The 13,936-nt window shown below is 57.4% G+C and carries 12 protein-coding genes and 1 tRNA gene; 6 read left to right on the top strand and 7 right to left on the bottom strand.

Annotated elements, in window-relative coordinates; translation table 11 throughout:
- Nucleotides 1-8 precede the first annotated feature (8 nt).
- Entirely contained in the window at nt 9-959 is a 951-nt protein-coding gene (locus ACIPY9_RS08610; protein WP_400699412.1) for a DMT family transporter, read from the bottom strand.
- Nucleotides 960-1,100: 141 nt separating this feature from the next.
- Here ACIPY9_RS08610 and ACIPY9_RS08605 point away from each other — a divergent pair, with 141 nt between their 5' ends.
- Both ACIPY9_RS08605 and mqo read left to right on the top strand, forming a co-directional pair.
- Nucleotides 1,101-1,595: an Lrp/AsnC family transcriptional regulator gene (locus ACIPY9_RS08605; protein WP_400699409.1), complete on the top strand. Its 495-nt coding sequence runs from the start codon at nt 1,101-1,103 to the stop codon at nt 1,593-1,595.
- A 777-nt stretch (nt 1,596-2,372) separates the two neighbouring features.
- Nucleotides 2,373-4,016: a malate dehydrogenase (quinone) gene (gene mqo / locus ACIPY9_RS08600; protein ID WP_400699406.1), complete on the top strand. Its 1,644-nt coding sequence runs from the start codon at nt 2,373-2,375 to the stop codon at nt 4,014-4,016.
- A gap of 85 nt (nt 4,017-4,101) precedes the next feature.
- Here mqo and ACIPY9_RS08595 read toward each other — a convergent pair whose 3' ends face one another.
- Entirely contained in the window at nt 4,102-4,527 is a 426-nt protein-coding gene (locus tag ACIPY9_RS08595; RefSeq protein ID WP_400699403.1) for a VOC family protein, read from the bottom strand.
- A 137-nt stretch (nt 4,528-4,664) separates the two neighbouring features.
- Here ACIPY9_RS08595 and ACIPY9_RS08590 point away from each other — a divergent pair, with 137 nt between their 5' ends.
- Nucleotides 4,665-5,537, top strand: coding sequence for a LysR family transcriptional regulator (locus tag ACIPY9_RS08590; RefSeq protein WP_400699401.1), 873 nt, complete (start codon nt 4,665-4,667; stop codon nt 5,535-5,537).
- A gap of 12 nt (nt 5,538-5,549) precedes the next feature.
- Here the strand turns inward: ACIPY9_RS08590 and rtcA are convergent, their stop codons facing one another.
- Genes rtcA through ACIPY9_RS08575 form a run of 3 tightly spaced genes read right to left on the bottom strand, consistent with a single transcriptional unit; the run spans nt 5,550 to nt 8,612 of the window.
- A complete protein-coding gene (gene rtcA / locus ACIPY9_RS08585; RefSeq protein ID WP_400699398.1) occupies nt 5,550-6,578 on the bottom strand; it encodes an RNA 3'-terminal phosphate cyclase in 1,029 nt (342 codons plus the stop codon).
- Nucleotides 6,575-7,375, bottom strand: coding sequence for a nucleotidyltransferase domain-containing protein (locus ACIPY9_RS08580; RefSeq protein WP_400699856.1), 801 nt, complete (start codon nt 7,373-7,375; stop codon nt 6,575-6,577). The genes rtcA and ACIPY9_RS08580 overlap by 4 nt, the downstream gene beginning before the upstream one ends.
- A 10-nt stretch (nt 7,376-7,385) precedes the next feature.
- On the bottom strand, nt 7,386-8,612 hold the full coding sequence (locus ACIPY9_RS08575; RefSeq protein ID WP_400699395.1) for an RtcB family protein: 1,227 nt from the start codon (nt 8,610-8,612) through the stop codon (nt 7,386-7,388).
- 250 nt (nt 8,613-8,862) lie between these two features.
- Between ACIPY9_RS08575 and rtcR the strand changes: the two genes are divergently transcribed.
- Nucleotides 8,863-10,482 carry an RNA repair transcriptional activator RtcR gene (gene rtcR, locus ACIPY9_RS08570; protein ID WP_400699392.1) on the top strand — a complete coding sequence of 540 codons (1,620 nt, stop codon included), beginning with the start codon at nt 8,863-8,865 and terminating at the stop codon, nt 10,480-10,482.
- 84 nt (nt 10,483-10,566) lie between these two features.
- Here rtcR and ACIPY9_RS08565 read toward each other — a convergent pair whose 3' ends face one another.
- Together ACIPY9_RS08565 and ACIPY9_RS08560 are read right to left on the bottom strand one after the other, a co-directional pair.
- A complete protein-coding gene (locus tag ACIPY9_RS08565; RefSeq protein ID WP_400699854.1) occupies nt 10,567-10,803 on the bottom strand; it encodes a hypothetical protein in 237 nt (78 codons plus the stop codon).
- Nucleotides 10,804-11,287: 484 nt separating this feature from the next.
- A tRNA-Asn gene (locus ACIPY9_RS08560) sits at nt 11,288-11,363 on the bottom strand.
- A gap of 161 nt (nt 11,364-11,524) precedes the next feature.
- Here ACIPY9_RS08560 and ACIPY9_RS08555 point away from each other — a divergent pair.
- The gene (locus ACIPY9_RS08555) at nt 11,525-13,150 is read left to right on the top strand and encodes an NADP-dependent glyceraldehyde-3-phosphate dehydrogenase (RefSeq protein WP_400699389.1); all 1,626 of its coding nucleotides are present in this window, start codon (nt 11,525-11,527) and stop codon (nt 13,148-13,150) included.
- A gap of 157 nt (nt 13,151-13,307) precedes the next feature.
- Nucleotides 13,308-13,820, top strand: a complete 513-nt coding sequence (locus tag ACIPY9_RS08550; RefSeq protein ID WP_400699386.1) for a sigma-70 family RNA polymerase sigma factor — start codon at nt 13,308-13,310, stop codon at nt 13,818-13,820.
- Nucleotides 13,821-13,936 lie beyond the last annotated feature (116 nt).

Genomic DNA, 13,936 nt, shown 5'->3' with positions numbered 1-13,936 from the left:
CCCTGCCGTCAGGCTGACAACGGGCGTTTGACCGTGACGATCAGAATGCCGCCAATGATCGCCATGATTCCGGCAATCAGTGTCATGGTCAGTTGCTCACCCATGAAGATCACCGACATCAGCAGCCCCACCACCGGAACCCCCAGCATGGCCGTCGACATGCTGGTGCTCGAGAGTCGCATGCTCGCAGCGTTCACGGCACAGAAGCAGAACGCCGTGGCCAGCGGCCCCATGAAGATCAGGATTTCCCACAGGGTTCGCGAACCGTCCCCCGTAAAAGGCCCTTCCGTCAGATAAGCCAGAGCGATCAATGGCACAGTGGCAATCAGCATCTGCCAGGGCGCCAATTGATAGGCACTGGTGGTGTTGCGCGAATAACGCAGGTGAAGGATGCACATGGCCCAGCAGAACGACGCAGCCAGCAGCATCAGGTTGGCTTTCACCAACGCACCATTACCCCAGTCCAGCGTCAGGGGGTTGAACAGGATGCAGACGCCGACGCCCCCCAGCACCGTACCGATCAACTGTCGCGTAGACAGTTTTTCCCGCAGGAACAGAACCGCAATGGGCGTCACCCAGAGCGGAGTCGTATAGGCCAGAACAGCTGATCGCCCTGCCGGGACCTCCGTCATGGCAACCGCGCCCAGCACGGTGAAGGTCAACATTTGCAACAGACCGACACTGAGGATCAGCGGCAGATCCTGCCGTGTCGGCAAACGCAGCTTGCCGGTCACCATCTGCAAGGCAAACAGGCAGACGGCCCCGGAAGCAAAGCGCAGGGTTGAAAACCAGACGGGGGTGATGTGTTCCAGACCGACCTTCATGACCGGCCAGTTCGCGCCCCAGATCAGGATCGCCATGACCAGCAACAGCACGCCCTTGGCCTTGGGTGAAGACACCAGACTCTGCGAATGGGTCGACTCCGTCACCATGGCGTTGTGCTTGCTTGCGTCAGTCATGTTTCACCCTCATGGAAGCGCGTTCAGAGGGAAAAATTTTACCTATCGGCCCTGGAGAAAGTTTCTCCCTTCTTGGCTATCAATTCGGCATATTCAAGATGTAATCTCTGCCAGATCACGATTTCGCAGAGGTTTATTCTCTTGAAAAAACTGGACCGGACCGATATCAGCATTCTCAACACCCTGCAGCAGGACGCCGGCATCACCAACGCGGACCTGGGGCGCTCGGTCAACCTTTCGCCCACGCCCTGTTTCAATCGGGTCAAGGCGATGGAAGAAGCCGGCCTGATCAAGGGTCAGGTGACCTTGCTGGACCCTCAGGTGCTGGGCCTGCACCTGAACGTCTTCATTCATGTGAGCCTGGAAAAGCAGGTCGAGGGTGCCTTGCAGGTATTCGAGCAGGCCGTGGCCGACCGCCCGGAAGTGATGGAATGCTACCTGATGACCGGCGATGCCGATTATCTGCTGCGTATTCTGGTGGCCAATATCCAGGACCTGGAGCGATTCATCCTGGATCACCTGTCGAAGATCCCGGGTGTCGCCAATATCCGCTCCAGTTTTGCCCTCAAGCAGGTGCTTTACAAGACGGCCCTGCCGCTGCCGCCCAACGGGCTGACCCTCGCCGAACGAAAATAGCCATCGAACGCGATGGCAAACCCTAAACTTCGGCCTCGCGAAGCCGAAAACCCCATAGACCGTCGTATTCAGAGCCCCTCAAGGGATATCGAAAAGCGACGAGGCGGCACCGAAAATGGCCAGGAAGGCCCAGATAATGCCAGTACGTAACGGGTCTGCACCCCGAACGGGCAACAATGCGGGATACATCCCGTAATATTTAGCTTGCTATCAATGGCAGGAAAACGCGCTGATCTTCAGGTTATCGGGTCGCAAAAAGCAGGTTCTGGATGACATCACGTACGACAGAGTCTGCCGGATAAGGCGCTGGAACGTGATAGCACCTCGCACCAGAGGTGAACATTATGCGAAAATGCGTGTCGTCGCCGAATCTGGCGACGATGAGCTTATGACACGCAGAGGTCACCGGAGCATGTCGCGACAGCCTTGATGACGGACAAAAGACACCACAGACGTGTCTATGCGCGCCGACCAGACGTCGGAGCTCCGTGAGGAAGCTGATGGGTGCGGTACCCATGTACGGACAGATTTCTGTCCTGCACACGAAGCTGCACCAACAGAACTATGTGTCACTCAAGCCGCTGAGCCAATGATGATAAGAAGTCAGCGCAGGAGGACATAAAAGTGAGGTCTAAAGCGTTATTGTATTGGCCTTGTATGTCCACCTCTAGCCCTTGTAGGTGCGAGAGTTTGTCGCATGCGGCATTGCCTGCGACATACCGGAGCTCCCACAAGCTGAAGTAGAGGGCGGATGGCGTTTATCATATGGATCACAGAATGTTGAAAAAAATGAACACGGCTCTACTGGGCCTGGCTATGTCGATGGGTCTCATGCCCTTGCATGCGGCTGAGGCAAAAAAGGTAGACGTTTTGCTCATCGGGGGGGGAATCATGAGTTCGACCCTGGGCATCTGGCTCAATGAGCTGGAGCCGGGCTGGTCGATCGAAATGGTTGAACGCCTCGACGGTGTCGCTCAGGAAAGCTCGAACGGCTGGAACAACGCCGGTACTGGCCACTCCGCTCTGGCCGAGCTGAACTACACGCCAGAAAAAGACGGCAAGATCGACGTCTCCAAGGCCATCGAAATCAACGAATCCTTCCAGATCTCTCGCCAGTTCTGGGCATGGCAGGTCAAGAACGGCGTGTTGAAAAACCCGCGCTCGTTCATCAACTACACCCCGCACATGAGCTTCCTGTGGGGCGACAAGAACATTGCGTTCCTGAAAAAGCGCTATGACGCTCTGAAGGTCAACCCTCTGTTCAGCGCCATGCAGTACTCCGAAGATCAGGAACAGATCAAGAAGTGGGTTCCGCTGATGATGGAAGGGCGTGACCCGAACCAGAAGATCGCGGCTACCTGGACTCCGATCGGCACCGACGTGAACTTCGGCGAAATCACTCGTCAGTTCGTGGGCCACCTGAAAAACCAGCCTAACTTCAATCTGCAACTGTCGAGCGAAGTGGAAGACATCAAGCGTAATGCTGATGGCTCATGGCGCGTTTCCTACAAGAACCTGAAAGACGGCAAGGAAACCGAAACCGACGCCAAGTTCGTGTTCATCGGTGCTGGCGGCGGCGCTCTGCACCTGCTGCAGAAGTCGGGTATCCCTGAAGCCCAGGAATACGGCGCCTTCCCTGTTGGCGGTTCGTTCCTCGTGACCGAAAACCCACAGATCGCAGACATGCACATGGCCAAGGCCTATGGCCAGGCTTCGGTTGGTGCGCCTCCGATGTCGGTTCCTCACCTGGACACCCGCGTCCTGGACGGCAAGCGCGTTATCCTGTTTGGCCCATTCGCGACCTTCTCCACGAAGTTCCTGAAACAAGGCTCTTACCTGGACCTGCTGACCAGCACCACAACACACAACGTGTGGCCAATGACCCGAGTCGGCATCAAGGAATACCCACTGGTTGAGTACCTTGCTGGCCAACTGATGCAGTCCGATGACGATCGCTTCGCGGCGCTGAAGGAATACTTCCCGAACGCCAAGAAAGAAGACTGGCGCCTGTGGCAAGCCGGTCAACGCGTCCAGATCATCAAGCGTGACGAAGAGAAAGGCGGCGTCCTGAAACTGGGCACCGAGATTGTCAGCGCCAAGGACAACAGCCTGGCCGGCCTGCTGGGTGCATCGCCAGGTGCGTCCACTGCCGCTCCGATCATGCTGGGCGTTCTTGAGAAGATCTTCAAGGACAAGGTTGCAACCCCTGCCTGGCAGGAAAAGCTGCACCAGATCATTCCTAGCTACGGCAAGAAGCTGAACGAACACCCTGACCTGGTTGCCAAGGAATGGGCTTACACCAGCGAAGTCCTGCAACTGCCAGCACCTCCAGCTGTCGGCTCTGCAGCTCCGGCAGCGGCTCCGGCGACAGCCCCGGCCAAGCCACGCGAGAGCAATGCAGCGACTGATATGGCGCTGTAATGCCAAAGCCCCATCAAACCTGGTTTGATGGGGCTTTTTTCTGTCTTGAGCAATAGCGCTTCACGCCCCTCCTCTTGACCCTTTTCTACTTCGCGAACAACTGCCCCATATCCTTGAACGCCTTGAACTCCAGCGCGTTACCACATGGGTCAAGCAGAAACATGGTCGCCTGCTCCCCCACCAGCCCCTTGAAACGAATGTAAGGCTCGATCACGAAGCGAGTCTCGAACGACCTCAGACGCTCAGCCAAAGCCTCCCACTCCTCCCATTGCAGCACGATGCCAAAATGCGGCACAGGCACATCATGCCCATCCACCGGATTGCTGTGAGCGCTTTCCTGCACGGCATTCTTGGGGGCTTCGTGGATCACCAGTTGATGGCCATAGAAATTGAAATCGACCCAATGATCGCTGGAGCGCCCCTCCTCCAGACCAAACACCTGGCCATAGAAGGAACGAGCAGCCGCCAGGTCATAAACGGGAATCGCAAGGTGAAAGGGAGAAAGACTCATCAGAAACTCCAGGCTTTTGGTTTTATCGGCAGAACAGCGGGTTACCGTCTGCTGCTTGTGTGCTGAAAAATCATAGGAGTCGCGACTCGACAATAAAATCAATATATATTTCTCAGACTCACAAAAGAGATTTATCAATGATTCGCGAGCTGAAGACCCTGGTCGCCGTCGCACAGGAAGGCACCTTCGCCGCCGCAGGCAACCGGATCGGCCTCACCCAGGCTGCGGTCAGCGCACAAATGCAGCGCCTGGAAGCAGAGCTTGGCTTTCAGCTGTTCGAGCGCAAGGGCCGCTCGGCGCACCTCAATAAAATGGGGCATCAAACCCTTCTGCAGGCTCAGGAACTGATCCGCCTGTACAACAACCTGGGCTCAACGGCGGCTGGTCAGCCCGAAAGCATACTGCTCAACATCGGCGCCATTGCTTCGGTACAACGCTCGTTACTGCCCGACGCCCTGGCGAGCTTTCACCACCAGTGGCCACAGTGCCGCACCCGGGTCATTCCCGGCGTGTCCATGCAACTGCTCAACCTCGTGGATGCCGGCGAAATCGATATGGCCGCGATCATCCGCCCACCGTTCGCCCTGCAAAGCGACCTGCGCTGGACCGCACTGGCCAGCGAACCCTATCGCCTGATTGCTCCGAGCCACCTGCCGGGCGATGACTGGGCCGAACTGTTGTCCACCCAGCCCCTGATCCGCTATGACCGCACGTCCTTCGGCGGAAGGCAGGTCGACCGCTTCCTGCGCCAGATGCACTTTGCATTGCGCGAAACCTGTGAACTGGACGAACTGGAAGCCATCATCAAGCTGGTCGCCAATGGTGTAGGCGTTGCCCTGATTCCCCAGACAGCAGACCACCAGCAATGGCCAGCCGGAGTGCGCGCCCTGGAACTGGGAGCGCATACCTTTCATCGAGATGTGGGACTGGTGCATCGCGCCGAAGAAAAACTGAGCGAACCCGTGAGGATGCTGATCGAGCTTATAGAGGGACGAGTATCCAGTGCGTGACGAAACGGACGCTCAAGCGAGGGTTCGACACTCTACCTGCAGCAGGCTTTCAGACCGCTCATGGCAATCGATCCGCACCGGCAAAAAGCTTTCGATCACAGCGATATTGCTGCGCAAATGCTCACTCATGCGTGGTGTCGTAAAGCTGCCCGAGCCCGCCAGCGCCATGGGCAACAACAGCTGGTCGGCCAGGTGCTCGCCCACTGCCGCATCACTCTTCAACCACGCCAAAGCCTGGCTGGCAGCCCGATCAGCCACCACATCGGCCCGCAGGCTGGCCTGACCGAAAGCACTGAATACTTCGGTCAATTGCTCACAGACGAACTCCAGCAACAGAGCATTGCCCGGACCGCACTCAGGGTCGAGCACGACCGTATGCCGCGCCTGTGCAGCCAATCCCAGTCGATTGCCCGCGCACACCAGCTCACGCTCGGCGATCCGGTTATCCAGCCCCGCGGTCAACGCCAGAGCCCGAGAGTCCAGCAACGCCCCTCGTGACAGAAGATGCAATGGCGCCCAGCTCGATGGCCGAATGAAGACCTCCAGCTCACCACCGCCCGCCGGCACAAACCCATGACGCAACAATTGCAGCTCAACCCTGGCACCCATACGCCGAAGCAGGGGCAACCAGGCTCGCTCAAGAAAGTCCACCGGTGGTGCCATGGGATTATGGGTTCCACCCGAAATACTCACCCGACTGGCTTCAGGAGACTGCAATAAAGCCGGCAGCACAGTTTGCAAGACCAGCGTGCAACTGCCCGCCGAACCTATGACAAATCGATAGTCGCCACCACGAATGATGCCGGGCACAAAACGCAGACTCAGAGAGCCCAGCTCGGCCCCCTCGACTTCAGCCCCACAGACTTGCGTCGCCGCCAGCACGGCGGTCAGGTGCTGACGCATCAGCCCTGGCCGACTGCGCCCGGCACGGATATTCCTGATATGCAGCGCCTTGCCGGTCACCATCGACAGGCTCAAGGCACTGCGCAACACCTGACCATCACCGATGGCACCATCGACTTCGATCACATCCTGTTTCACGCTCGTTCTCCAGCATGACGACGAACCATCGCCCTCAGATAATCGTCCAGCAACGCAGTGTCTTCATGCGTTCGCGACAATGTCGGCACCGGACGCTCAAGCTCCGCCATGATGAACGCATGCAACGCAGGCCGTTGCGGGCCATAAGCGGATTCATCCGCATTGCGCTTGAGGGCCAGCAACTCGTCGACCTCGGCAAGCAATGTCGGATCATCCACCGTTGCCAGCAAGTCCGCGAAGGTCATCGGCGGCCTGCCTCGCCCCTGATCGATCCAGCGCACCGCCAATAACGGGCGAAGCACGTAGAAGTACTTCTTGAAGCGAACACTTTCACCTTGCAGGTAGCCACGAAAATTCTTCCTGGCCATCGACAAGTAATGATTGCGCGCAGCCGGAGGACTGTAGAAAGCCTCAGCCAACTCACGCAAGCGCAAGGTTTCGGCCTCTTCACAGCGATACACCAGGGGCGAATCCAGCCACTCGAGCAAGGTCGGATTGGACTTGCGCAACAAGCCGAGCGTCTTGCGCAATTCCCAGCCACTGACGTCCAGTTCATCATCCAGCGGGCGCTCGATCACATCCCGCGGCACATCCACCTGAACGAACCATTCTGGCTTCTCGACATAGACAAAGCGCACGTCGTAATCGCTGTCGGAAGACGCAAAACCCCAGGCACGACTGCCCGACTCACAGGCATACAGCACCGTCACATTGTGCTCACGCTCTATGCGTGCCAGTTCATTCAATACACGCTCACGCATCTCGTCACTCAGAGGGTGGCGTTCTGCAAATTTCATATCCATGTCTCTATCCTTTTACACACACCACCTGACGCAAGGTGTGCATCACTTCCACCAGCTCGCGCTGGGCATGCATGACCTGATCGATGTCCTTGTAGGCCATCGGGATCTCGTCGATCACCGCTTCATCCTTGCGACACTCCACATGGGCCGTGGCGCGGATCTGATCTTCGACCGTGAAGATGTTCCTGGCCTTCGTGCGGCTCATGGTGCGACCGGCGCCATGACTGCAAGAACAGAAGGCCTCTTCATTACCCAGGCCGCGAACGATGAAGCTTTTGGCCCCCATGGAGCCCGGAATGATCCCCAGCTCACCCTTTTTCGCTGACACTGCGCCCTTGCGGGTCACCAGGATGTCTTCGCCGAAATGACGCTCCTTTTGCACATAATTGTGATGGCAGTTCACCGCCTCCAGCGCGACCTGAAAGGGCTTGCCGATCACCTGCCGCGAGGCCTGAATCACCGCCTGCATCATCAGCTCACGGTTTTGCCGGGCAAAGTCCTGAGCCCAGCCGACCGCTTCGACATAGTCATCGAAGTGCTGGCTACCCTCTTCAAAGTAAGCAAGATCGCGGTCCGGCAGGTTGGCGATATGCTGACGCATATCGTTCTGTGCCATCTGTATGAACAGGTTACCGATGGCGTTACCCACGCCACGGGAACCGCTGTGCAACATGAACCAGACACGATCAGCCTCATCCAGGCAAACCTCGATGAAATGGTTACCGCTCCCCAGGGTCCCCAGATGCTGGCGGTTATTGGTTCTTTCCAGCGTCGGGTATTTGTCGGTGATGGCCTTGAAGCGCGGGTGCAATGCCGCCCACGCATCGTCGGCCTGCTGCGGAATGCTGTCCCATGCCCCCTTGTCACGACGGCCACGTGTCGAGGTACGACCATGCGGCACGGCCTTTTCGATAGCACTGCGCAATCCCTGAAGGTTGTCCGGCAGATCGGAAGCGGTCAGCGAGGTCCGCGCCGCGATCATGCCGCAGCCAATGTCCACCCCGACCGCCGCCGGAATGATCGCGCCCAGGGTCGGTATCACACTGCCGATGGTCGAACCCTTGCCAAGGTGCACATCGGGCATCACCGCCAGATGCTTGAAGATGAACGGCATCTGTGCGGTGTTCATCAACTGGTCTCTGGCTTCGTTTTCCACCGGCACACCCTGGGTCCACATCTTGATGGGCTTGCCATTGGCGACTTCCAGCAACTGGTAGGTTTTCTCTTGCATGATCGCGATTCTTTTCAAATGGCCGACGGCTCGGCGTTGTCATGTTGTCATTGGCGAAAAAATCGCTTCGCCTGCTGCCAGAAGCACTGCAGCCTGCATGCCAGCTTTTTATCTCATCAACTGAAATAGATATAAATCACTGATTTATAACTGTTTTTTAAAATAAATCTTTCCATTCAATATTCAAACAAGACAGATAGCGTTCTAATTATTTATCCTTTGTTATCGATTTTTATCCAAAGGTATATGAATGCTTTCCAAGCGTACGGTCGCTATCGGCTTTATCGGCACCACCCTGGATCGAGTCGGCAAAGGCGCCAATCGCTGGAATCATTGGCGCCCCAGCGTAGGCCTATGCCAGCAGCCAGACCTTCTCATCGATCGACTGGAACTGATTCACGGCATCGATGCGCGAGACGTCAGCCTGGCCGAGCGGGTCGCGGAAGACATCCGCAAGGTATCCCCGGAGACCGAAGTGCGCCTGCACCCTCTTTCCCTGCGCAACCCCTGGGACTTTGAGGAGGTGTATGGCGCCCTGCACGACTTCACCACCCGCTACACTTTTGACAGCGAGCACGAAAACTACCTGGTCCATATCACCACAGGGACCCACGTGGCGCAGATCTGCTGGTTCCTGCTGACCGAGGCGCGCTACCTGCCCGCCCGGCTGGTACAAACCTCGCCAGCACGACGCCGCAGCGAAAACGAACAGATCACGGGCACCCACACCCTGATTGATCTCGACCTGTCTCGCTACGACCGCATAGCCTCGCGCTTCGCCCACAAACGCATGGAAGGGCTGGCCTTTCTCAAGTCAGGCATTGCCACGCGAAATACGGCTTTCAACCATTCGATCGAACAGATCGAGCGTGTCGCCGTGCGCTCCAGGGCGCCCATGCTACTGATCGGCCCCACGGGAGCAGGCAAGTCCTTTCTGGCTCGACGTATCCATGAGCTCAAGCGCAGCCGCCACCAGATTCAGGGACGCTTTGTCGAAGTCAACTGCGCCACCTTGCGCGGCGACGGAGCCATGTCCACCCTGTTCGGCCACATCAAAGGTGCGTTCACGGGCGCACAGAACGCCCGCGACGGCCTGCTGCGGGCAGCAAATGGGGGCATGTTGTTTCTGGATGAAATCGGGGAGCTGGGCCTCGACGAACAGGCCATGCTGCTCAAGGCCATCGAGGAAAAACGCTTCTTCCCCATGGGCTCGGACAAGGAGGTGGAAAGCGACTTCCTGATCATTGCCGGCACCCACCGCGACCTGCGCGGGCGGGTTGCCGAAGGACTGTTTCGGGAGGACCTGTATGCGCGCATCAACCTGTGGACCTTCAACCTGCCCGGGCTGGCAGGCCGCCGCGAAGACATCGAGCCCAACATCGACTTTGAACTCGAACGCCACGCCCGCGAACAAGGCCGCATGGTGCGCTTCAATCTGGAAGCTCGTCGTCGGTACCTGACATTTGCCTGCTCGAACGAAGCCGCCTGGCTGGGAAATTTTCGCGAGCTATCCGCCTCGATTACCCGCATGGCGACCCTGGCAGACAGCGGACGAATTGATGAAACCGAAGTTGAAGAAGAAATCCAGCGTCTGCGCTATGCGTGGGATCTGGACACCTCCCGACAAACACATGAACGACTGCCGCTACCGGATGGCATGGGCGAACTGGACCTGTTCGATCAACTGCAACTCAAGGCCGTGATAGAAGTATGCCGCCAGGCCGACAGCTTGTCGGATGCAGGTCGCAAGCTGTTTGGAGTGTCGCGGCTGAGCAAGGCCAACCCCAATGACGCCGATCGGTTGCGCAAGTACCTGGCCCGCTTCGGGATTGACTGGAAGATGATGACCGAAAAGCCGCATGAGCAATAAAGTACGGCCGCCAAGAAAGATACGGCTTCTACTTGCTGCAACCGCACAGAACATCGTGCGGCTGCAGTTTTCACGGTGAAAAACTTAACGACGAGGCGGGCAAGGAAGACCGGTGTCATCGCATGCCGTATTGATACGCAGACCACTGCTCAACCGACCGGCCACCTGCATGACCTTGGTGTTTTTACTATCGACCTTGACTGCATCCTGACTCAGGACATGCTTCCCTTCATTGGCAGTCAGGGGGTGCTGGCTGACGGCAGCGAACGCCATACCTTGCAGGCCGATCACTGCGGCCACTGCCACCACAACACCTTTCAATACTGACTTACCCGTTACTCGATCCATGATACGTCCTCTTGACAGTCTAAAAATTGAAAAACGGAACTTGTTTTTAGTTGATTCGCAGGCAGTTTTTCTGCCGATCAAAACTATACCGATTTCCCCAGAGCGACTGATATAAAAAAGCACATTAATAATTAAATTCTGCTTTTATTCAGTCTCTTTTGGTTTTTTAGAAAATCATGCATTTTTGACATACTAACCAATCAAAATGTCCCGACAGGAAAACTCATTCAGACAGTCAATACTTTCAAAAGACCAGGAACCAATATTTAAATACAACTTGCCCTTCAACCCAGCCCGCGAAGAAGAGCCGGGATCACACTCCAGCTCCTCATCATCAAGAATCGCACCCAAAAAACCTGCACAGCAAAAAGGCGGTTTTCCCGGCTATTTTCTGACTACGGTAAAAACCGAAAGCCTTTGAAAACACCCTGAAAAACCGCCTTTGCCTTGTAGCATCTGGCTCCACGACCTGGACTCGAACCAGGGACCCAGTGATTAACAGTCACTTGCTCTACCAACTGAGCTATCGCGGAATGAGGGCTATCTTACCGATTAAAACAGGGAAGTCAAGCGTCTTTCTGAAAAAATATTGAAGAGAAACAGGCAGTTGCGGGCTGAGGGGTTTCGTCACGGGTTTGCTGTGGCGTAGTGTGGTCTCTTGCCCTGCAACGCTTTCCACAGAGAGGTGAACGAGATGCCACAGGATAACCGCCTTGAAAACCTGTTCCCCGTCGCCGAGGACATTCCGGAGCAATACCGAACCGGTCCGGCCATCGAGCAGCGTGAATATCTGGTCAACGGTGTTCTGCACTCCTGGCAGGGGCCGCTTGCCCCGGTGCGCAGCCCGGTTTGCCTGAGAGGTAAAAAAGGTCTTGAGCCGGTGATTCTGGGCAGTACACCCCTACTGGATGCCGACACGGCCATGACCGCACTCGACGCAGCCGTCCAGGCTTATGACCGGGGCCAGGGACGCTGGCCGACGATGCGGGTGGTCGAGCGCATTCAGCATGTGGAGTCCTTCCTCAAGCGCATGCGGGAACAGCGCCAGGCGGTGGTCAATCTGCTGATGTGGGAAATCGGCAAGAATCTCAAGGATTCGGAGAAGGAGTTCGACCGCACCTGCGATTACATCGTCGACACCATCAACGCGCTGAAAGAGCTGGATCGACGCTCCAGCCGCTTCGAGCTGGAGCAGGACACGCTCGGCCAGATCCGCCGCGTCCCCCTGGGCGTGACCTTGTGCATGGGGCCTTACAACTACCCGCTCAACGAAACCTTCACGACTCTCATTCCGGCCCTGATCATGGGCAATACCGTGGTCTTCAAACCCGCCAAGTTCGGTGTACTGCTGATTCGCCCGCTGCTTGAAGCGTTCCGGGACAGCTTTCCGGCCGGGGTCATCAACGTGATCTACGGGCGCGGCCGAGAAACCGTCAGCGCCTTGATGGCCACTGGCAAGATCGACATCTTCGCCTTTATCGGCACCAACAAGGCCGCCAGTGACCTGAAGAAACTGCACCCCCGCCCTCACCGCCTGCGTGCAGCCCTGGGGCTGGATGCGAAGAACCCCGGCATCGTGCTGCCCGACGTGGATCTGGACAACGCCGTCAACGAATCTGTCACCGGATCGCTGTCCTTCAATGGCCAGCGTTGTACAGCCCTGAAAATCCTCTTCGTCCATGAAGATGTCGTGGAGGGTTTTCTGGAGAAATTCCAGCAGAAGCTGGCACAGTTGAAACCCGGCATGCCCTGGGAGTCCGGCGTATCCCTCACACCACTGCCTGAGCCCGGCAAGACCGGTTACCTGCAAGGGCTGGTCGCCGACGCTGTCGACAAGGGTGCCAGGGTGGTCAATGAAGGCGGTGGCGAAGTCAGTGAAACCTTCTTCTACCCTGCTCTGCTGTATCCCGTAACGCCCGATATGCGTGTCTATCACGAAGAGCAGTTTGGCCCGGTCGTGCCGGTGGTGGTCTATCGCGACCTGCAGACCGTGATCGATTACGTGCTCGACTCCGACTTCGGCCAGCAATTGAGCATTTTCGGCAACGATTCGACTCAGGTCGGCAGGCTGGTCGACGCCTTCGCCAATCAGGTCGGCCGGATCAATATCAACGCCCAGTGCCAGCGCGGCCCGGATCAGTACCCCTTCAACGGTCGCAAGAACTCCGCCGAAGGCACCCTGTCGGTTCACGATGCCCTGCGCGTGTTCTCGATCAGAACCCTGGTGGCGACCAGGTTCCAGGAAAGCAACAAGGCACTGGTCAGCGACATCATCCGAAACCGGGAGTCCAGTTTCCTGACCACCGACTACATTTTCTGAACCCTGAAACCGGAGGCACAGGTAAACCTGTGTCTCTGGCCGCGTGATAGCAGGAAGACATAAATCGCATTTGATAATGATTATCGAAAACAGGTAGCATGCCCACTTTCGGGCAGGACATGTCGCACCTCCCCACGCGATACGAGCACTCACCCCCGTGGATTCGTCCGCCAGCAAACTCGACCTCTATCTGACGCATCGCTCGGCCCTGGTGGATTACGCCGCGCCGATCGTAGGCTGCCGTGCGCGGGCCGAAGATGTGGTCCAGGAAGCCTGGTTGCGCTTCAATGGCCGAGCGAACCAGGACACCGCCATCGACCATCCGGTGGGCTATCTGTACCGCATCGTACGCAATCTGGCGCTGGACCTGACGCGCAGCATGGCCACCGAAAAGCGCCAGCCGGACGGCGACACCCTCCTCGCAGAATTACCGGCAACCACCGCCTCACCGGAGCAGGAGGCCGTCAGCCATGACGAACTGCAACAGGTCTCGGATGCCCTGGCACAACTGCCGGAAAGGACCCGCATGGCTTTCGAGATGCATCGTCTCGGTGGCTACACCCTGCAACAGGTCGCAGGAGCCCTGGGGATCTCGGTCGGGCTGACCCACCAGTTGGTGCATGACGCATTGAGTCATTGCGCCGCCCGGCTGGAGCGGGGCCATGTCTGACGCTCATTCAAGAAATATTGAAGAAAATCTGAAAAAAAGCGCGGGCCAAACGTCTTTTGCAGAAGGGCGCCATAGTGTGCGACCCTCTCACGCCTTTTCTACCGCTGGAGCCTTGC

Source organism: Pseudomonas sp. NPDC089734, assembly GCF_044748865.1.
In the GTDB taxonomy this organism is placed as follows: domain Bacteria; phylum Pseudomonadota; class Gammaproteobacteria; order Pseudomonadales; family Pseudomonadaceae; genus Aquipseudomonas.
Note: the sequence above shows the minus strand (reverse complement) of the source record. Positions and strands in the feature narration are given on the sequence as shown.

Bases quoted from the DNA above. Each gene is read 5' to 3' on its own strand.
- ACIPY9_RS08610 (WP_400699412.1), bottom strand. From the start codon at position 959: ATGACTGACGCAAGCAAGCACAACGCCATGGTGACGGAGTCGACCCAT.
- mqo (WP_400699406.1), top strand. From the start codon at position 2,373: ATGTTGAAAAAAATGAACACGGCTCTACTGGGCCTGGCTATGTCGATG.
- ACIPY9_RS08595 (WP_400699403.1), bottom strand. From the start codon at position 4,527: ATGAGTCTTTCTCCCTTTCACCTTGCGATTCCCGTTTATGACCTGGCG.
- ACIPY9_RS08590 (WP_400699401.1), top strand. From the start codon at position 4,665: ATGATTCGCGAGCTGAAGACCCTGGTCGCCGTCGCACAGGAAGGCACC.
- ACIPY9_RS08580 (WP_400699856.1), bottom strand. From the start codon at position 7,375: ATGAAATTTGCAGAACGCCACCCTCTGAGTGACGAGATGCGTGAGCGT.
- ACIPY9_RS08575 (WP_400699395.1), bottom strand. From the start codon at position 8,612: ATGCAAGAGAAAACCTACCAGTTGCTGGAAGTCGCCAATGGCAAGCCC.
- rtcR (WP_400699392.1), top strand. From the start codon at position 8,863: ATGCTTTCCAAGCGTACGGTCGCTATCGGCTTTATCGGCACCACCCTG.
- ACIPY9_RS08555 (WP_400699389.1), top strand. From the start codon at position 11,525: ATGCCACAGGATAACCGCCTTGAAAACCTGTTCCCCGTCGCCGAGGAC.